This window comes from Streptomyces sp. NPDC093600 (genome assembly GCF_044764755.1).
In the GTDB taxonomy this organism is placed as follows: Bacteria; Actinomycetota; Actinomycetes; order Streptomycetales; family Streptomycetaceae; genus Streptomyces.
The window spans coordinates 97,227-113,861 of the sequence record NZ_JBIWIU010000007.1 but is presented as its reverse complement, the minus strand read 5'-3'; the positions used below and the strand labels follow the sequence as shown (position 1 = coordinate 113,861).

19 protein-coding genes and 1 tRNA gene are annotated in these 16,635 nt (G+C 71.2%); 5 read left to right on the top strand and 15 right to left on the bottom strand.

Annotated features, from left to right (window positions below):
- Positions 1-33: 33 nt before the first annotated feature.
- Both ACIRB4_RS18890 and ACIRB4_RS18885 read right to left on the bottom strand, forming a co-directional pair.
- Complete coding sequence (locus ACIRB4_RS18890; RefSeq protein WP_403292579.1) at positions 34-2,472, bottom strand: DHA2 family efflux MFS transporter permease subunit; 2,439 nt, start codon at positions 2,470-2,472, stop codon at positions 34-36.
- Between the two features lie 15 nt (positions 2,473-2,487).
- Complete coding sequence (locus ACIRB4_RS18885; protein WP_403292577.1) at positions 2,488-2,964, bottom strand: MarR family winged helix-turn-helix transcriptional regulator; 477 nt, start codon at positions 2,962-2,964, stop codon at positions 2,488-2,490.
- A gap of 190 nt (positions 2,965-3,154) precedes the next feature.
- Between ACIRB4_RS18885 and ACIRB4_RS18880 the strand changes: the two genes are divergently transcribed.
- Positions 3,155-3,379: a hypothetical protein gene (locus ACIRB4_RS18880; protein ID WP_356887480.1), complete on the top strand. Its 225-nt coding sequence runs from the start codon at positions 3,155-3,157 to the stop codon at positions 3,377-3,379.
- Between the two features lie 96 nt (positions 3,380-3,475).
- Here ACIRB4_RS18880 and ACIRB4_RS18875 read toward each other — a convergent pair whose 3' ends face one another.
- Together ACIRB4_RS18875 and ACIRB4_RS18870 are read right to left on the bottom strand one after the other, a co-directional pair.
- On the bottom strand, positions 3,476-4,348 hold the full coding sequence (locus tag ACIRB4_RS18875; RefSeq protein ID WP_403292575.1) for an alpha/beta fold hydrolase: 873 nt from the start codon (positions 4,346-4,348) through the stop codon (positions 3,476-3,478).
- 94 nt (positions 4,349-4,442) lie between these two features.
- The gene (locus ACIRB4_RS18870; RefSeq protein ID WP_403292573.1) at positions 4,443-4,721 is read right to left on the bottom strand and encodes a hypothetical protein; all 279 of its coding nucleotides are present in this window, start codon (positions 4,719-4,721) and stop codon (positions 4,443-4,445) included.
- Between ACIRB4_RS18870 and ACIRB4_RS18865 the strand changes: the two genes are divergently transcribed.
- Positions 4,714-5,124, top strand: a complete 411-nt coding sequence (locus ACIRB4_RS18865) for a hypothetical protein (protein ID WP_403292571.1) — start codon at positions 4,714-4,716, stop codon at positions 5,122-5,124. The genes ACIRB4_RS18870 and ACIRB4_RS18865 overlap by 8 nt on opposite strands.
- 140 nt (positions 5,125-5,264) lie before the next feature.
- On the opposite strand, the gene ACIRB4_RS18860 is transcribed toward ACIRB4_RS18865, so the two are convergent.
- From ACIRB4_RS18860 to ACIRB4_RS18830, 7 genes are all read right to left on the bottom strand, one after another.
- Positions 5,265-6,173, bottom strand: a complete 909-nt coding sequence (locus ACIRB4_RS18860) for an RNA polymerase sigma factor SigF (protein WP_403292569.1) — start codon at positions 6,171-6,173, stop codon at positions 5,265-5,267.
- Positions 6,174-6,418: 245 nt separating this feature from the next.
- The gene (locus tag ACIRB4_RS18855) at positions 6,419-7,264 is read right to left on the bottom strand and encodes an RNA polymerase sigma factor SigF (protein WP_403292566.1); all 846 of its coding nucleotides are present in this window, start codon (positions 7,262-7,264) and stop codon (positions 6,419-6,421) included.
- 208 nt (positions 7,265-7,472) lie between these two features.
- The gene (locus ACIRB4_RS18850) at positions 7,473-7,766 is read right to left on the bottom strand and encodes a Dabb family protein (protein WP_403292565.1); all 294 of its coding nucleotides are present in this window, start codon (positions 7,764-7,766) and stop codon (positions 7,473-7,475) included.
- 22 nt (positions 7,767-7,788) lie between these two features.
- The gene (locus ACIRB4_RS18845; RefSeq protein WP_356887494.1) at positions 7,789-7,953 is read right to left on the bottom strand and encodes a hypothetical protein; all 165 of its coding nucleotides are present in this window, start codon (positions 7,951-7,953) and stop codon (positions 7,789-7,791) included.
- A gap of 460 nt (positions 7,954-8,413) precedes the next feature.
- Positions 8,414-8,498: transfer RNA gene (locus ACIRB4_RS18840), tRNA-Ser, on the bottom strand.
- 68 nt (positions 8,499-8,566) lie between these two features.
- Complete coding sequence (gene tadA / locus ACIRB4_RS18835; RefSeq protein WP_403292930.1) at positions 8,567-8,995, bottom strand: tRNA adenosine(34) deaminase TadA; 429 nt, start codon at positions 8,993-8,995, stop codon at positions 8,567-8,569.
- Positions 8,996-9,162: 167 nt separating this feature from the next.
- Positions 9,163-9,699 carry a hypothetical protein gene (locus ACIRB4_RS18830; protein WP_403292563.1) on the bottom strand — a complete coding sequence of 179 codons (537 nt, stop codon included), beginning with the start codon at positions 9,697-9,699 and terminating at the stop codon, positions 9,163-9,165.
- A gap of 314 nt (positions 9,700-10,013) precedes the next feature.
- Here ACIRB4_RS18830 and ACIRB4_RS18825 point away from each other — a divergent pair, with 314 nt between their 5' ends.
- Positions 10,014-11,237, top strand: a complete 1,224-nt coding sequence (locus ACIRB4_RS18825) for a S8 family serine peptidase (protein WP_403292561.1) — start codon at positions 10,014-10,016, stop codon at positions 11,235-11,237.
- An 82-nt stretch (positions 11,238-11,319) separates the two neighbouring features.
- On the opposite strand, the gene ACIRB4_RS18820 is transcribed toward ACIRB4_RS18825, so the two are convergent.
- Positions 11,320-11,535 carry a hypothetical protein gene (locus ACIRB4_RS18820; RefSeq protein WP_403292559.1) on the bottom strand — a complete coding sequence of 72 codons (216 nt, stop codon included), beginning with the start codon at positions 11,533-11,535 and terminating at the stop codon, positions 11,320-11,322.
- Between the two features lie 92 nt (positions 11,536-11,627).
- On the opposite strand from ACIRB4_RS18820, the gene upp reads away from it, so the two are divergent.
- Positions 11,628-12,263, top strand: coding sequence for a uracil phosphoribosyltransferase (gene upp / locus ACIRB4_RS18815; protein ID WP_355110873.1), 636 nt, complete (start codon positions 11,628-11,630; stop codon positions 12,261-12,263).
- A gap of 4 nt (positions 12,264-12,267) precedes the next feature.
- On the opposite strand, the gene ACIRB4_RS18810 is transcribed toward upp, so the two are convergent.
- Together ACIRB4_RS18810 and ACIRB4_RS18805 are read right to left on the bottom strand one after the other, a co-directional pair.
- A complete protein-coding gene (locus ACIRB4_RS18810) occupies positions 12,268-12,897 on the bottom strand; it encodes a LytR C-terminal domain-containing protein (protein WP_403292557.1) in 630 nt (209 codons plus the stop codon).
- 130 nt (positions 12,898-13,027) lie between these two features.
- Positions 13,028-13,324, bottom strand: a complete 297-nt coding sequence (locus ACIRB4_RS18805; RefSeq protein WP_009067182.1) for a type II toxin-antitoxin system VapB family antitoxin — start codon at positions 13,322-13,324, stop codon at positions 13,028-13,030.
- Between the two features lie 107 nt (positions 13,325-13,431).
- On the opposite strand from ACIRB4_RS18805, the gene ACIRB4_RS18800 reads away from it, so the two are divergent.
- On the top strand, positions 13,432-14,994 hold the full coding sequence (locus ACIRB4_RS18800) for a helicase HerA-like domain-containing protein (protein WP_403292556.1): 1,563 nt from the start codon (positions 13,432-13,434) through the stop codon (positions 14,992-14,994).
- A 64-nt stretch (positions 14,995-15,058) separates the two neighbouring features.
- Here ACIRB4_RS18800 and ACIRB4_RS18795 read toward each other — a convergent pair whose 3' ends face one another.
- Positions 15,059-16,621 carry a M28 family metallopeptidase gene (locus tag ACIRB4_RS18795; protein ID WP_403292554.1) on the bottom strand — a complete coding sequence of 521 codons (1,563 nt, stop codon included), beginning with the start codon at positions 16,619-16,621 and terminating at the stop codon, positions 15,059-15,061.
- Positions 16,622-16,635 lie beyond the last annotated feature (14 nt).

Here is a 16,635-nt window from a genome sequence, read left to right as displayed (position 1 = left end):
AACTCTTCCCAGAAACAACGGGGCGGCGGGCCATCACTCGCCCGGGTGGGCGAGTTCGATGTCGTGGCCGTCGACTCCGGCACCGGTCACGGACAGGCGCCCCGCCACCGGCGGGTAGCCGGTCGCGATGAGGGTGTACTCGCCGGCGTCCAGGTCCGCGAAGGCGTACGCGCCGTCCGTGTCCGTCGTCGCCGACGCCGCCACGTTCCCGGCGGCGTCGACCAGGGTCACCCGCGCGTCCGCCAGCGGCCGGTGGTCGCGCCCCGCGCGGACCGTGCCCTGGACGACCGCTCCGGCGGCCAGGGCCACGTCGAGCCGGGTCACGCCCTGGCCGCCGATCTCGACCGGCATCGCCTGCGGGCGGTACCCGGAGGCGGTGACCGCGACCGTGACCGCGCCCGGGACCAGCTCGGCGAAGGAGAAGCCGCCGTCGGCACCGGTCTTCCCGGTGGCCAGCACCTCACCCCGTACGTCCGTGATCACCACCATCGCTCCGTCGACCGGTGCGCCGCTCTCGGCGGCGGTCACCGAGCCGGCGAGACCGCTGGTACCGGTCAGGAGCACGTCGTGGGTGAGCGGGCCGTCGTGCACGACCACCGTGGAGGCCTGGGGCTGGTAGCCGTCGGCGGAGGCGATCAGGACGTACGATCCGGCGCCCGGCGCGTCGAAGGCGTAACCGCCCTCGCCCCGGACGACCGCACGGCCGAGCTGCCGCCCGCCCAGCGAGATCAGGGTGACCGTCGCGCCGGACACGCCCGTGCCGTCGGCGGTACGGATGGTGCCGCTGATCGTCAGGCCCGTTGCGGTCACCTCGGGCTCGGGACTGGACTCGGGAGCGGGCGCGGCGGGGGCCGCCGGCTCGCCGGACGCGGTCTTCGGCGCGGCCGGACCGGTCGAGGCGCTCTGGAGCGCGACCTCCTTGATGAACAGCGTCACGAGGAAGGCGAGCAGGGCGAACGGCGCCGAGTAGAGGAAGACGTCCGCGACTCCGTGTCCGTACGCGCTCTCCATCACGGTACGGATGGGGGCGGGCAGCTTGTCCATGTCCGGGATGCCGCCGCCCGTACCGCCCTGGCCGGCTCCCGCGGCCTTGGGGCCGAGGGCCGCCATGCCGTCCTGGGCGTAGTGCGTGACCCGGTTGGCCAGGACCGCGCCGAGCGCCGAGACGCCGACCGCACCGCCGAGAGAGCGGAAGAAGGTGACCATGGAGGAGGCGGAGCCGAGGTCGGCCGGGGCGACCTGGTTCTGCGTGCACAGCACCAGGTTCTGCATCATCATGCCGAGGCCGAGACCCATGACGGCCATGAAGACGGCGATGTGCCAGTACTCCGTGTCGTAGCGGATCGTGCCGAGCAGGCCGAGTCCGCCGGTGACCAGGACGCCGCCGCTGACCAGCCACGCCTTCCACCGGCCGGTCTTGGTGATGACCATGCCGGAGACGGTCGAGGAGACGAACAGACCGGCGATCATCGGGATGGTGAGGACGCCGGACATCGTCGGCGACTCGTTGCGGGCCAGCTGGAAGTACTGGCTGAAGAACACCGTGCCGGCGAACATCGCGACACCGACGAAGAGCGACGCGAGCGAGGCCAGCGTGATCGTGCGGTTGCGGAACAGACGCAGCGGGATGATCGGCTCGCTCGCCCTGGCCTCGACGAGGGTGAAGAGCCCGCCGAGGACGATCGAGCCGCCGACCATGGCGGCCGTCTGCCAGGACATCCAGTCGTACTTGTCGCCCGCGAAGGTCACCCAGACGAGCAGCAGCGAGACGGCCGCGCTGATGAGGACGGCGCCGGCCCAGTCGACCTTGACCTGGCGCTTCACCACGGGAAGCTTCAGGGTCTTCTGCAGCACGAGGAGCGCGATGATCGCGAAGGGCACGCCGACGTAGAAGCACCAGCGCCAGCCGAGCCAGTCGGTGTCGGTGATGACGCCGCCGAGCAGCGGGCCGCCGACGGTGGCGACGGCGAAGGTGGCGCCGAGGTAGCCGCTGTACCGTCCGCGCTCACGCGGGGAGATCATCGCGGCCAGGATGATCTGGGAGAGGGCCGTCAGGCCGCCGACGCCTATGCCCTGGACGACACGGCAGGCGATGAGCATGCCGGTGTTCTGCGAGAGACCGGCGACGACCGAGCCCGCGACGTAGATGACCAGGGCTGTCTGGACGAGCAGCTTCTTGGAGAAGAGGTCCGCGAGCTTGCCCCACAGGGGGGTGGTCGCCGTCATCGACAGCAGGGCCGCGGTGACGACCCAGGTGTAGGCGGACTGGCCGCCGCCCAGGTCGGTGATGATCTGCGGCAGTGCGTTGGAGACGATCGTCGAGGAGAGAATGGCGACGAACATGCCGAGCAGCAGCCCGGAGAGCGCCTCCATGATCTGGCGGTGCGTCATCGGGGCACCGCCCTGGGTGGTGGCCTCCCCCTGCTCGGCGAGGCCGCCCCGCACACCGGCATCTGGTGTGGTCGTAGCCATGAAGTTCCTTTGTTCTCAAGCGTGGTGGGCCCGGCAGTCCCCGAAGGAGTCGCGGAGGCGGGCGAGCAGCGTGGTGAGCAGTTCGACGTCGGTGTCGGACCACTCCGCGAGGTTGCGGGCGAGCATGTCGGTCACCCGCCGGTCGAGATCGGCGAGCGTGGACTCGCCCGCGGTGGTGAGGTGCAGGATGCGGGAGCGCTTGTCGGCGGGGTCGGGCAGCCGTTCGACCCAGCCGCGGTCCACGGTGTGGGCCACATGGCGGCTGCTCACCGACATGTCGACGGCCATCAGCTCCGAGACGCGGCCGATCCGCATGTCGCCGTGGTGGTGGAGGAGGGCGAGCACGATCGCCGAGCCGCTCGGGCACTCGGCGGGCAGGGCCCGCGAGAGTCCGCGCTTCACGGCGCCGATGGCGCCGACCTGGCGGGCCAGGTTCTCGTAGCGGTTCCGCGTTTCCTGTCGGCGGTTCCGCGCGTCTTGTCGCGTCTCCATGGGCACCCCGCACATCTTGTTGCTTAGGGCAACCATAGAGATGGATGGTTGCTCCAGGCAAACTAAATCGGTCAAACGGCGCTAAAGAATCGGCAAAGGTGGGAGCGGTGCGGGGGAACCGTGCCCGGAACGGGCGGGGCGGGGGCCGGAGGTTGGGGCCGGAACCCCCGGTTCGCTAGGGTCCTCACCCATGGCACACAACCCCCATGCACCGCACGGTCAGGGCCCCGGTCCCGAGGGCAACTACGACCCCTCCGGCAGCACGCAGATGTTCCGCGCCTTCGTCGACGAGGGCGCTCCGCAGGGCCGTCCGCAGGCCGCTCCCCAGTCGTCCGGCCCGCGCGTCGGCCTGATCGTGGGCGTGGTCGTGGTCCTCGCGGTCCTGGCGGGGGTGGCCTGGCTGGCGCTGGGCTGACGAACGGACGGGGCGGGGCGCCCGGCGGGCGCCCCTTCCCGAAAGCGGCAGCGGCTCAGTGACTCAGCGGCCCAGCGGCTCGGGCGCGGCGCCGGGTCAGCGGCCGGTGCCCTCCAGTACGTGACGCAGGGCCTTCGCGAACTCGTCCGGGGCGCCGTACTGCCCGTACTCGCCTCCCAGGAAGCCACCGTGATGGCTGGGGAACACCACCGGCTCGACACCGATCCCGGCGGCGACGCCGACCCCCGAGCGGGCGGCGAACTCGCCCTCGGACTCCTGGCCCACGGCGATGACGAGCCGCGTCGACGCGGCCCGCAGAGCGGCGAAGTCGGGCTGGTAGCTGGTGCAGCCGCGCATGTTCTGGCCGAGGAGCGGATCGTCGCGCGAGCCGTCGTCCTCGACCGGAAGCCCGAAATCCGCGGGGGAGGGCGCGGGCTCGTCAGCCCAGTTCGCCGGGATCAGGCCCTTCCGGCTCGTCAGCGCCAGGAACTTCGCCATGGCCGGGCCCACCCCGTCCCGCAGGTAGGTCGCGTGGATGTCCGCGCAGACCGCCAGCGCCGCTTCCCGGTCGGGGAGGACCTGCGCCGTCGGCGGCTCATGGGCGACGAGGGTGCGCACCAGATCCCCGTGCCGCTCCACCAGCGCGAGCGCGTTGACGGCACCGCCGCTGCTCGCGAAGACGTCCACCGGCCCTTCGCCGAGTGCCTCGATCACCCGCCGCAGATCGTCGGCGTGCTCCTCGGGTGTCGTCTCCGCCGCGCCGTCGGTGCGCCGGCTGCGGCCCGCTCCCCTCGGGTCGTACGTGACGACGGTCCGGTCGGTGAAGTGCGACGCCAGCGTGGTGAACCCCGTGGCGTCCATGGGCGAGCCCACCAGGAAGAGGACGTCGCCGCCGGTCCCGCCGGGGCGGATGTCGTAGGCGAGCGTGGCCCCGGCCGCGTCCAGCGTGCGGGTGACTGCCTCGGTCATGAATGTCTCCTCGGGTGTCGCGCGTGTCAGAGGTAAGACCGCGCGTACCGCGAGAACTCATCGGTCCCCCGCACAGGAGGAACCGGCCGCCCGCTCACTTCCAGGTGGCCGTGACCTTCCGGGTGTCGACGTGCATGCCGAGCGGCACGCGCCAGCTGTCCACGCAGACCGTGTACGTCCGGGTCCTGGCCGTTCCGGGGGCGATCGGGGCCGGCAGTGGCTGGGCGGATTCGATCGTGGCCCAGTCGACGCCGAGCGCGCCGATGACGTGGGTGGCGAAGGTGACCGTGCCCGAGCGGGCCGGTGAGCCGCCGGTGTTGCGGAAGGTGACCGTCACGCGCTCGCACCACCGGGTGCCGGCGTCCGTGAGCACGGGCGCGGAGAGGGTGAGCGTGGCCGGGGCGGCCGGGGTGGGGGACGCGCTGGGCCTGGTCGGCGCCGTCGGCGCGGGGGTTGGTGGACGTGCCGGAGAGGTCGTCCCCGGGGCCGGCGGCGGCGCGGTCGTGGCGCCCGGGACGGCGGGCCGGACCGCGGGCGGGCCGGGCGGCCGGGGGAGCGGCGGTGCCCCCGGGGTCGTACGGCCTCCGGACGGCGTGATGCCGGGGGCCGGGGCGGATGGCGTGCCCCCGCCCGACGGTGTGGCCGGAGGCGGTGACGCCGCTGACGTACTGGAGGTCGTTCCGCTGGCCGAGGGGCCGTCGAGGGGTACCAGGGTGACCTTCCCGGAGGGCGGGACCGCTCCCTTCGGCGGGGAGCCCGCGCCCACCGCCGCGTAACCCTCGCCGTCGTCTCCGCTGCCGCACGCGGTCAGCGCTCCGCCGAGGCAGAGCGCGACCACCGTCAGAAGTGACCCCTGTCGCCGCATGGCGCACAGTGTGTCTGACGTACCGTCAGCAGGGAAGCGATTCTGCTGATTTCAGTCGTCGATCAGACCCTGCCGCAGCTGCGCCAGCGTCCTCGTGAGCAGCCGCGAGACGTGCATCTGCGAGATGCCGACCTCCTCGCCGATCTGCGACTGCGTCATGTTGGCGAAGAACCGGAGCATGATGATCTGCCGTTCCCTGGGCGGCAGTTTGGCGAGCAGCGGCTTGAGCGACTCGCGGTACTCGACGCCCTCCAGGGCCGTGTCCTCGTACCCGAGGCGGTCGGCCAGCGAGCCCTCGCCGCCCTCGTCCTCCGGGGAGGGGGAGTCGAGCGAGGAGGCGGTGTAGGCGTTGCCGACGGCGAGCCCGTCGACGACGTCCTCCTCCGACACGCCCAGTACGGCGGCCAGTTCGGGAACGGTCGGGGAACGGTCCAGCTTCTGTGCGAGCTCGTCGCTCGCCTTGGTCAGCGCGAGCCGCAGCTCCTGCAGCCGGCGCGGAACGCGCACCGACCACGAGGTGTCGCGGAAGAAGCGCTTGATCTCGCCGACGACCGTCGGCATCGCGAACGTCGGGAACTCGACGCCCCGTTCGCAGTCGAACCGGTCGATCGCCTTGATCAGGCCGATGGTGCCGACCTGGACGATGTCCTCCATCGGTTCGTTCCGGGAGCGGAAGCGGGCCGCGGCGTACCGGACGAGCGGCAGGTTCAGCTCGATGAGGGTGTCGCGGACGTAGGTCCGCTCGGGGCTGTCGGCGGCGGCGCCTTCGGTGTCCAGGGCGCGCAGCCGGAGGAACAGCGAGCGGGAGAGCGTACGGGTGTCGATGGCTTCCGGCGAGACGGCAAGCGGCGGGGCGGGCTCCTGGCTCGGCGCGGGCGTCTGCTCCGGAATCTGCACCTGTACCGGCGTCTGCGCGGGCGTGAGCGTGAGCACCTTCGAGCTGCCCTGTTCTGCGGACATGCCACCCCCTTGAGGTCGCGGACGGTCGCGGCGGCCACGACCATCGGAGGAACGCAGCCTCCACCTGAATACCGGAGGAGGGGCTGCGGCAAACGCGGTTCCAGCAGAATGTCACATGTCGGCAACACGCTGTAGTGACTTGTCGACAAGGAGGAGGTGGATATCCGCAGGAAACAAGGGGTGTACGGCATTTGGGGCGCGGAAAGTACGCACGGAACCACTCGGAACCGGTCTACCCGTTTCGGTTACGCCTCGATCCTGTTTGCGGACCTCAATCGGGCGAAGCTCCGGGCGAGGAGTCTTGACACATGCATCTGCGAGACCCCGAGCTCCTGGCTGATCTGGGACTGCGTCAGATTGCTGTAGTAGCGGAGCATCAGGATCCGCTGCTCGCGTTCGGGCAGCTGTACGAGCAGATGCCGTACGAGATCCCGGTGCTCGACCCCGGCGAGCGCCGGGTCCTCGTAGCCGAGCCGGTCGAGCAGTCCGGGCAGTCCGTCGCCCTCCTGGGCCGCCTCCAGGGAGGTGGCGTGGTAGGAGCGCCCCGCCTCGATGCAGGCGAGGACCTCGTCCTCGCCGATCTTCAGCCGTTCGGCGATCTCGGCGGTGGTGGGTGAGCGGCCGTGGGCGGTCGTCAGGTCCTCGGTGGCGCCGTTGACCTGCACCCAGAGCTCATGGAGCCGGCGCGGTACGTGGACGGTCCGTACGTTGTCCCGGAAGTAGCGCTTGATCTCGCCGACGACGGTGGGCATCGCGAAGGTGGGGAACTGGACGCCGCGGTCGGGGTCGAAGCGGTCGATGGCGTTGATCAGGCCGATGGTGCCGACCTGGACGACGTCCTCCATCGGTTCGTTGCGGGAGCGGAAGCGGGCGGCCGCGTACCGCACGAGCGGCAGGTTGGCCTCGATCAGCGCCCCGCGCACCCGGTGGTGCTCCGGTGTGCCCGGTTCCAGGGTCTTGAGCTGCCCGAAGAGCACCTGGGTGAGCGCGCGGGTGTCGGCGCCGCGGGTGCTCTGTGGCCGGGGGCGCGGGGTGTCCGAGCCGCCCGCCTCGTTCTGGGGCGGGACTTGAGGCGCTGTACTGGCCGGCACGTGCACGCCACCCCTCTGGCTGGTCCTGCTGGTCAACTACGGTCAACTCATCCGTCAAAAGCGGTCATAGCATCACAAGACATGTCCACTGTGTGCAAGCACCGTATAACCACGTGTTGACGGCAAGTTGGGACGAATGGGTACGTAAAGAAGCCGGAAGGCCCCCCGCCAGTACGGCGGGGGGCCCGGAAGCCGAGACTCGAACGTGTTAAAACTCGTAGTCCGCGATCACCCACGTGGCGATCTCGCGCCACAGCGCCACACCCGCCTGGTGGGCCGGGTGGTCGAGGTAGCGCTGGAGCGCGTCGGTGTCCTCGACCGCTGAGTTGATGGCGAAGTCGTACGCGATCGGCCGGTCGGTGATGTTCCAGGCGCACTCCCAGAACGTCAGCTCGGGGATGATCCCGCCCAGCGGCCGCAGGGCGTCCGCCGCGGCGACCGCGCGGGGGTCGTCCTTCGCGATGCCGTCGTTGAGCTTGAACAGGACCAGATGGCGGATCACAGCGGGACTCCTCGTCGATGATCTAGTTGACGAGCTCGGTCATGAACTCGCCGACGCCCTGTGCGGCGGACGATATGCCCTCGAACCCTACCTGCACGAGATCGGCCGCCCTGGCCGGGGAATTGATGATCGTGTACAGCACGAAGACCACGACCGCGTACAGCGCGATCTTCTTCGCTTGCGCCATCTGCCGCGCCCTCCCCGGTCCGCCAAGCCGCCTGTCCACCCCGCCCGCGCTCTCCCTGCGCCCTGCGGAGTCGCGTGAGTCTAACCGAGCCCCTTCACCCCGTCTTTATGGACCAAGGACCCGGTGACCGAGGCCTTTTGCCGGACCCCGGAAGGGTGACGGCGCGGCAGCATGGATGTCGAGCCCGGCGGATCCTGGCAGGAGTCCGCGGGGCGAGGAGCCGGCCCCCACTGCGGGGTCCGTGCCGCGTGCTTCCCCCCGACCGCGGCGCAGGACTTGCGGGACCGGTTCTCATCGGGGGGAGCGGCTTGTCCCCCCGATCCGCTCCCCCCGTCCGACGAACGCCGATGCCCCGGCCGTGCCCCACGCGCCCGGGGCTTCGGCGTTTCGGGGCTTCGGCGTTCCCGCGCCCGAACACGCCGAAGGGCCCGGTGCGATGCACCGGGCCCTTCGATCGAAGCGGTAGCGGAGGGATTTGAACCCTCGGTGACTTGCGCCACACTCGCTTTCGAGGCGAGCTCCTTCGGCCGCTCGGACACGCTACCGAGAGAGAGCTTAGCCCAAAGGTGCCCCCGCGATGAAATCCGTATCCCCGCGCAGGTGGGAGGGGCGTTCAGCGGGTACGGAAGAAGGCCGTGAGCTGCCGTGCGCACTGCTCGCCGAGCACGCCGGAGATCACCTCGGGGCGGTGGTTCAGTCGGCGGTCGCGTACGAGGTCCCAGAGCGAACCGGCCGCGCCCGCCTTCTCGTCGAAGGCGCCGAACACCACCCGCTCGACGCGGGACTGGACGAGGGCGCCCGCGCACATCACGCAGGGCTCCAGGGTCACGACGAGGGTGCAGCCGGTCAGCCGCCACTCGCCGGTTCTCGCGGCGGCCCGGCGCAGGGCCAGGACCTCGGCGTGCGCGGTCGGGTCGCCGGTCGCCTCCCGTTCGTTGTGCCCGGTGGCGAGGAGCGAGCCGTCGGGGGAGAGCACGACCGCGCCGACCGGTACGTCACCGGCCGACGCGGCCCGGTCGGCTTCCGCGAGCGCCAGCCGCATGGCATCCCGCCAGGGGTCCCGTACGGGATCGGGAGCCGAGTCCCGTACGGGATCGTGGGCGGGGCCGAGCCCAGAACCGGGGCCGGGGTCGGGGACAGGGTCGGGGTCGTGCGGCGGGCCGTGCCCGGTGTCGTGCTCAGGGCTGTGCCCGGGTCCTGCGTGGGTCACTAGCGAACGGTCTCCAGCACCTCCGCGGCGCCCAGCGCGTCCGCGATCTCGGCCAGCGCGTCGCTCTCCAGCGCCAGCAGTTCCTTCTCCGGCAGGCCGAGGTCCGCCAGGACCAGCCGGTCGCCGATCGGGGCGGCCGGTACGGTCTCGACGGCCACGCCCGGCACCTCCTCCTCGTCCTCCTCCTGGTCCAGAGGTTCTCCGTCCTCCGTGCCGTCGAGGTCCAGCGCGTCCAGGTCGGGGGCGTCCCCGTCCAGGTCGTCGCCGAGCAGTTCCTTGATGAGGATCTCCCCGTACGAGGAGCGGCGGGCGGCCGCCCCGTCCGACACGTAGATGCGAGGGTCGTCCTCGCCCTCGATCCGGAGGAGGCCGAACCAGGCGTCCTCCTGTTCGATGAAGACGATGACCGTGTCGTCGTCGACCGAGGCCTCGCGGGCGAGTTCGGTCAGATCCGACAGGGTCTCCACATCGTCGAGCTCTGTGTCGCTCGCTTCCCACCCGTCTTCGGTGCGCGCGAGCAGTGCGGCGAAGTACACCGTGACTCTCCCACTGATCAGAGGTGTGACGATCCGGCGGTGCGCTCCTGGTGCCCCGCCCAATCGGCATCGTGGCAGAAACGGCGGCCTCAGGAGAGGTCTTCGGCTCTTGCGTCGTGCATCAGTCTGATCCGCGCCCCGGGCGCCTTCCCCGGCGGACCGCGTGCGGAGCGTCGGAGGGGGCGCCCGGCGGGCGGAGATCCACCTCTTCGGAGGAGCGCGTTCCGCCGTTCCTCCATTGTGCTTCCGGCACCGGGTGAACCGCGTGGCGATGTCCTAGGGGTTAATCGTTTCTGCATGATGGTGTGCGCGGCATGACCACTCGCACTCGCACTCGCGCTCGCATTGGCACTCGTACGGGTTTCGCCCTGGCGACCGTCGTCACCGCCGTGCTCGCCCTGGCCGGACCGCCGGCCGCCGCCGCCCCCGCCGGGCCGTCCGCGCCGGAGCCCGCGCCGCTGTACACCTCTTCCCGCGCCGTCCCCGGGCAGTACATCGTCACCGTGGAGAAGGGGACGAACGCGCGGACGCTCGCGGAGAAGATGAACGTGAAGCCGGCGTTCGTCTACAGCGAGGTGCTGAACGGGTTCGCCGTGACCATGGACCCGCTCCAGGTGAAGACCGCGCGCAGCACCCTCGGCGTCAAGGCGGTGGAGGAGGACGCCGCCGTGTCGGCGGTCACGCCCGCGCGGCCCTTCGGGGCGCACCGGGCACCGGCCGCGACCTGGGGTCTGGACCGGATCGACCAGCGGGCGCTCCCCCTCGACGACACCTTCACCACGGCCGGTGACGGCACCGGGGTCAACGCGTACATCCTCGACACCGGCATCGAGTACGGCCACGAGGAGTTCGGCGGCCGCGCCGCCTTCGGCTTCGACGCCATGGGCGACGGGCGGGCGGGAGCGGACTGCCAGGGGCACGGCACCCATGTCGCAGGAACGGTCGGCGGCAAGACGTACGGGGTGGCGCGCAACGTCAACCTGATCAGCGTGCGCGTGCTCGGCTGCGACGGGCGGGGCCAGTGGTCGGGGATCCTGGCCGGGATGGACTGGGTGGCCAAGAACGCCAAGCAGCCGGCCGTCCTGAACGCCTCCCTCGGCGGGCCCGAGTCGGACGCCGTCGACAACGCCGCCGAGGCCCTGGCCGCGGCGGGAGTGCTGCCGGTCGTGGCCGCGGGCAACTCCGCGGCCGACGCCTGCGACGTCTCCCCGGCCGGCGCGGACGGTGTGGTGACGGTCGGCGCGACTGACCGGACGGACGCGGAGACGAGCTTCTCCAACTGGGGCGAGTGCCTCACCCTCTACGCTCCCGGCCAGGCGATCGTCTCGGCGAAGCTCGGCGGCGGCAGCGTGGCCCTGGACGGCACCTCGATGGCCGCCCCGCACGTGGCCGGAGCCGCCGCCCTCTACCGGCAGGCGCACCCGGAGGCGACGGTCGCGGGCGTCAGCCTCTGGCTCGACGAGACCTCCACGAAGAACGTTCTGCGGAACGTCACCCCGTCCAGCCCGAACAAGCTGCTGTACACGGGCGGGCTGTAGCCGTAGCAAGCGGCCGCCGTACGGTCGGCCGTGAGGCCCCGGTCCTTCGGGCCGGGGCCTCATGGCATCGCGGTCTCACGTCTCACCAGCGGAACGTCCGCATACGCATGGCCTGCCGCATCCTGGCCGCCCGGGCGCGACGCGGCTGGACGCGGTCGCGCAGCGCCTTCGCCTCGTGCAGCTCGCGCAGGAACTGGGCGCGGCGCCGACGGCGCTCGGCGTCGGTCTCGGGCGGCTGGGCGCCGGCCGCGTCACCGTCCGGGGCGCCGGCGTTGTCCGGGTCTTTCGGCTTCGGCATGGCCACGCACCACCCCACGACTGGGTCTCCTGTGCACCCCCACCTTCCCTCCAGGGCGTGGGTTGATGCCAGTGCGGGCTACTGTTGGGGTCATGCGTCTCCACGTCGTCGATCACCCGCTGGTCGCCCACAAGCTCACCACTCTGCGCGACAAGCGCACGGACTCCCCGACCTTCCGCCGGCTGGCGGACGAGCTGGTCACCCTGCTCGCCTACGAGGCCACGCGGGACGTGCGCACCGAGCAGGTCGACATCGAGACCCCCGTCACGCCGACGACCGGTGTGAAGCTGTCGTACCCGCGTCCGCTGGTGGTCCCGATCCTGCGCGCCGGGCTCGGCATGCTGGACGGCATGGTGCGCCTGCTGCCGACCGCCGAGGTGGGCTTCCTGGGCATGATCCGCAACGAGGAGACGCTGGAGGCGTCGACCTACGCGACGCGGATGCCGGAGGACCTCTCGGGCCGCCAGGTGTACGTCCTGGACCCGATGCTGGCGACCGGCGGCACGCTCGTCGCGGCGATCCAGGAGCTGATCAAGCGCGGTGCGGACGACGTGACCGCCGTGGTGCTGCTCGCCGCCCCCGAGGGCGTCGAGATCATGGAGCGCGAGCTGGCGGGCACGCCGGTGACCGTGGTGACGGCCTCGGTGGACGAGCGCCTCAACGAGAGCGGCTACATCGTCCCGGGCCTGGGCGACGCGGGCGACCGCATGTACGGCACCGCCGACTAGCGACTCAGCACTTACCGGCGGGCGCGGCCTTGGGCTTGTTCAGAGCGACCAGGGCCGCGTCCGCCGTCGGCTTCGGGTCCAGGTTCTTGAAGGCCGTGCCCAGGATCAGGTCCACATCCGCCGTCGCGCGTGTGTCCGTCTTGGACGCGGCGCCCTTCAGCTGGGTGCCCAGGACCGGGAAGGCGCCCTTGGCGGCGCCGGGGGCGCCCAGGAGGATTCCCGTACCGGGGACCTTCTTGTCGTACGCGGCCGGTGCGTTGCCGATCTTGCCGATCCGGAAGCCCCGCTTCTTCAGCTCGTCGGCCGTCGCCTTGGCGAGGCCGCTGCGCGGGGTCGCGTTGTAGACGTTGACGGTGATCTGCGCGGGTTTCGGGAGAGCACTCACCGGCGCGGCCGTGGGCTTGGGGGCGGGCTTGCAGTCGTTCCCGCGCGCGGCCGCCGTCCTCGTGCCGGCGCCGCCCGAGAAGACCTCGACGAGCTGCAGCGTGCCCCAGCCGGCCGCGCCGAGCACGATCACGGCGGCGGCCGCCGCGAGGACGATCCTGCGCCGGCGGCGAGGGCGGCGCATGCGGGGGTACGCGTCCCCCGTGATGCGGTACTTTCCGCCCATACCGGGGGGAGTGAGCATGCTCATGAGCGCAGCGTAATGCCGCCCGCCGATGATGCCTACTGGATGATCATGTGATCGCGTCCGGATGGGCGGTAAGTGGCCCCGAAAGGGTCAGTGACGGCGTGAGCGTTGCTCTTGTCAGCCGGTCAGCCGGTCAGTCCATTTCCAGGACGCGCGCGTGCAGCACCTGCCGCTGCTGGAGGGCGGCGCGGACCGCGCGGTGCAGCCCGTCCTCCAGATAGAGATCGCCGCGCCACTTCACGACGTGCGCGAAGAGGTCGCCGTAGAAGGTGGAGTCCTCGGCGAGCAGCGTCTCCAGGTCCAGCTGGCCCTTGGTGGTCACCAGCTGATCGAGGCGGACCGGGCGCGGCGCCACGTCCGCCCACTGGCGGGTGCTTTCCCGGCCGTGGTCGGGATACGGCCGCCCGTTACCGATGCGCTTGAAGATCACACGGAAAGCCTACCGGGCGAGCGGCTCCCGGCGCAGCCAGGCGGACCCGGTGGGATGCTGGGGCAAACCGCCGCAGACCGTAGCAATCCGGAAAATGGGGTCCTCTCATGAGCGTGAGCGAAGAGTCTCCGGCCGCCGATATCGCGGCGGGATACGGGTTCGCCGGCCCCGCGCTCGAGCTCGGCGCGCTGCTCTGGGGCGGTGCCTGCCATTCGGACGCGCCGATCCGCATCCCGCTGGCCATGCTCAACCGCCACGGCCTGGTCGCCGGCGCCACCGGCACCGGCAAGACGAAGACGCTCCAGCTCATCGCCGAGCAGCTGTCGGCCAACGGCGTACCGGTCTTCCTCGCCGACATCAAGGGCGACGTCTCCGGCGTCTCGGCGCCCGGGGAGGACAGCGAGCGCATCCGGCAGCGGGCGGAGCAGGTGGGGCAGGAGTGGGAGGCCAGGGGCTTCCCCTGCGAGTTCTACGGGCTCGGCGGGACCGGCCCCGGCATCCCCGTGCGGGCCACGGTGACCAGCTTCGGGCCGGTGCTGCTGTCGAAGGTGCTGCAGCTGAACCGGACGCAGGAGCAGTCGCTGGCCCTGATCTTCCACTACGCGGATCAGAAGGGTCTTGAGCTCGTCGATCTGAAGGACCTGCGGGCGGTGGTGGCGTTCCTGGTGTCGGACACCGGGAAGGCGGAGCTGAAGGGGATCGGCGGCCTGTCGACGGCGACGGCAGGGGTGATCCTGCGGGCGATCACGGCCTTCGAGCAGACGGGGGCGGGCGGCTTCTTCGGGGAGCCGGAGTTCGACACGAGCGAGTTCCTGCGGACGGCGCCGGACGGGCGCGGGCTGGTGTCCGTCCTGGAGCTGCCGGCCGTCCAGGACAAGCCGCAGCTGTTCTCGACGTTCCTGATGTGGCTGCTGGCGGACCTCTTCCACGATCTGCCGGAGGCCGGCGACCTGGAGAAGCCGAAGCTGGTCTTCTTCTTCGACGAGGCGCATCTGCTCTTCGACGGCGCATCGAAGGCGTTCCTGGAGTCGATCACGCAGACCGTGCGGCTGATCCGCTCGAAGGGGGTCGGGGTCTTCTTCGTGACCCAGACGCCGAAGGACGTACCGGGGGATGTGCTGGCGCAGCTGGGCAACCGGGTGCAGCACGCGCTGCGGGCGTTCACGCCGGACGACGCCAAGGCGCTGAAGGCGACGGTGCGGACCTTCCCCAACTCGGCGTACGACCTGGAGGAGGTGCTGACCGGGCTCGGCACGGGCGAGGCGGTGATCACCGTCCTGAGCGAGACGGGCGCGCCGACGCCGGTGGCGGTGACCCGGCTGCGGGCGCCGCAGTCCCGTATGGGGCCGGTCGAGGCGAGCGCGCTGGAGGCGGCGGTGAAGGGATCGGCTCTGTACGGGCGGTACGCGGAGGCGGTGGACCGGGAGTCGGCGTACGAGAAGCTGACGGCCGAGCAGCGGTCGGCGGAGGCGGCGGCGCTGAAGGCGGCGGAAGAGAAGGCGGGCGCGGAAAGGGAGGCGTCGCCGGCGTCGCCGCCTCGGCGGGATGAGTCGCTCGCCGGGCAGGTGGTGGGCAGCGGGATCTTCACGTCCCTGGCCCGGTCGATCGGGACGCAGCTGGGGCGGGAGATCAGCCGGTCGCTCTTCGGTACGGCACGGCGCAGGCGGTAGCGGCTGCCGCTGAGGGAAAGGCCCGGCCCTCATGGGCCGGGCCTTCCGCGGAACCGCTGGTCGGTTACTCCGTGACCTCGTGGTCGTGACCGTCGTGCAGACCGCCGCCGCTGCCCGCGTCGCCGTCCGTCGGGACGGAGACGACCGGCTTCTTCAGAGAGCTGATGTCGTGGGCGTACGTGCCCACGGCGTTGGCGATGATGTCGATGTTGACGTCGAAGGCCGTCATGTTGATGTTCTCGATGGTGTCGCCGGCCGCGTGGTAGTTCACGTCGTACGCGACACCCGCCGTCCCGCCGAACTTCGCCGCCTGCGTCGCCGTCTTGATGCCCTCGGCACCCGTGAACGTGCCGCCGGACGGGATGCCGATCTCGATGAACGGGCCGTAGTCAGAGCGGCCCGTGAAGTCGGTGCCCTCGTGCGGCGTGCCCCGCTTGTCCAGGAACGCGTTGATGTCACGCTCCAGCTGGGCCGAGCCCGCCGGGCCCGGGCCCGCGCCGACGCCGTCGGAGTTGTCGCCGTCGTACACGAACAGGCCGTAGTTCGGCGAGGCGATCATGTCGAAGTTGAGGTAGAGCTTGACCTCCTTCTTGTCCAGCTCGCTCATCTTCGAGACGTAGTGCTCGGAGCCGAGCAGGCCGTTCTCCTCGGCCGACCACCAGGCGAAGCGGACCTTGTTGCGGACCTTCGCCTTCGACTCGGCGAGCTCCACGGCGGCCTGGAGCAGGCCGGCGGAGCCCGAGCCGTTGTCGTTGATGCCGGGGCCGGCGGAGACGGAGTCGAGGTGCGCGCCGAGCATCACGGTGTTGGCGGCGTTGCCGCCCTTCGTCTCCGCGATGACGTTGTTGGTGGTGCGCTTCTCCTGGAGCTGGCGGATCTCGAAGGAGAGGCTGACCGGCCCCTTGGCGAGGTCGGCCGCGAGCTTCTCGCCCTCCGCCTGGGTGATGCCGCCGGTCGGGATCTTGCCGGCCGCCGCGTCGCCGAGGGTGCCGGAGAGGACGCCCTCGGTGTTGTTGTAGACGATGGCGCCCGCCGCGCCCGCCGCGGCGGCGTTCTCCTGCTTGACGGCGAACGCGCAGCCGCCGCGCTTGATCAGCGCCACCTTGCCGGTGAAGGTGCCCGCGGCGAAGTCGGCGGGCTCGCAGCCGGAGGTGCCGTCGGCGTCGACCGGGACGGCGGCCAGGTCGGCCTTGATGCCGCCGACCGGCGTCGACTTGGTGTAGGTCATGGCCTTGATCTCGACGTCGCGCGGGGTGGGCGCGAGGACGGAGAGCTTCTCGGCCAGCGTCTCGGTGTAGTCGAAGTCGAACTTCTGGTACGAGACGTTGTAGCCGGCCTTCTTGAGCTGCTGGTACACGTACGCGGCGGAGGCGTCGTGCCCGAGGGAGCCGGCCGCGCGGTGGCCGCCGGCCGAGTCCGCTATGGCCTGGAACATCTCCAGGTGCTTGTAGGCACCGTCGGCGGAGGTCTCGCGGACGAGCTTCTTCGCCAGCTTCGCGGCGTCCCTGGCCGGTGCGGCACCGGGGTCCGGAGCGGCGGTGGTGGGGGAAGCGGCTGCCAGCAGGAGCGGGGTGGCGAGTGCGGCTGCGGCCAGGGTGGCCGCGGCTCTGCGATGGGATGCGTTCACAGAGGTCCTTCCCG

Coding starts and splice junctions, on each gene's coding strand:
- tadA (WP_403292930.1), bottom strand. CDS start 8,995: ATGCGGCTGGCGCTCGCGGAAGCCGACCGGGCCGCGTCGGCCGGTGAC.
- ACIRB4_RS18845 (WP_356887494.1), bottom strand. CDS start 7,953: ATGGCGCAAGCGAAGAAGATCGCGCTGTACGCGGTCGTGGTCTTCGTG.
- ACIRB4_RS18875 (WP_403292575.1), bottom strand. CDS start 4,348: ATGACCGAGGCAGTCACCCGCACGCTGGACGCGGCCGGGGCCACGCTC.
- ACIRB4_RS18860 (WP_403292569.1), bottom strand. CDS start 6,173: ATGTCCGCAGAACAGGGCAGCTCGAAGGTGCTCACGCTCACGCCCGCG.
- ACIRB4_RS18885 (WP_403292577.1), bottom strand. CDS start 2,964: ATGGAGACGCGACAAGACGCGCGGAACCGCCGACAGGAAACGCGGAAC.
- ACIRB4_RS18825 (WP_403292561.1), top strand. CDS start 10,014: ATGACCACTCGCACTCGCACTCGCGCTCGCATTGGCACTCGTACGGGT.
- ACIRB4_RS18820 (WP_403292559.1), bottom strand. CDS start 11,535: ATGCCGAAGCCGAAAGACCCGGACAACGCCGGCGCCCCGGACGGTGAC.
- ACIRB4_RS18800 (WP_403292556.1), top strand. CDS start 13,432: ATGAGCGTGAGCGAAGAGTCTCCGGCCGCCGATATCGCGGCGGGATAC.
- ACIRB4_RS18810 (WP_403292557.1), bottom strand. CDS start 12,897: ATGAGCATGCTCACTCCCCCCGGTATGGGCGGAAAGTACCGCATCACG.
- ACIRB4_RS18880 (WP_356887480.1), top strand. CDS start 3,155: ATGGCACACAACCCCCATGCACCGCACGGTCAGGGCCCCGGTCCCGAG.
- ACIRB4_RS18890 (WP_403292579.1), bottom strand. CDS start 2,472: ATGGCTACGACCACACCAGATGCCGGTGTGCGGGGCGGCCTCGCCGAG.
- upp (WP_355110873.1), top strand. CDS start 11,628: ATGCGTCTCCACGTCGTCGATCACCCGCTGGTCGCCCACAAGCTCACC.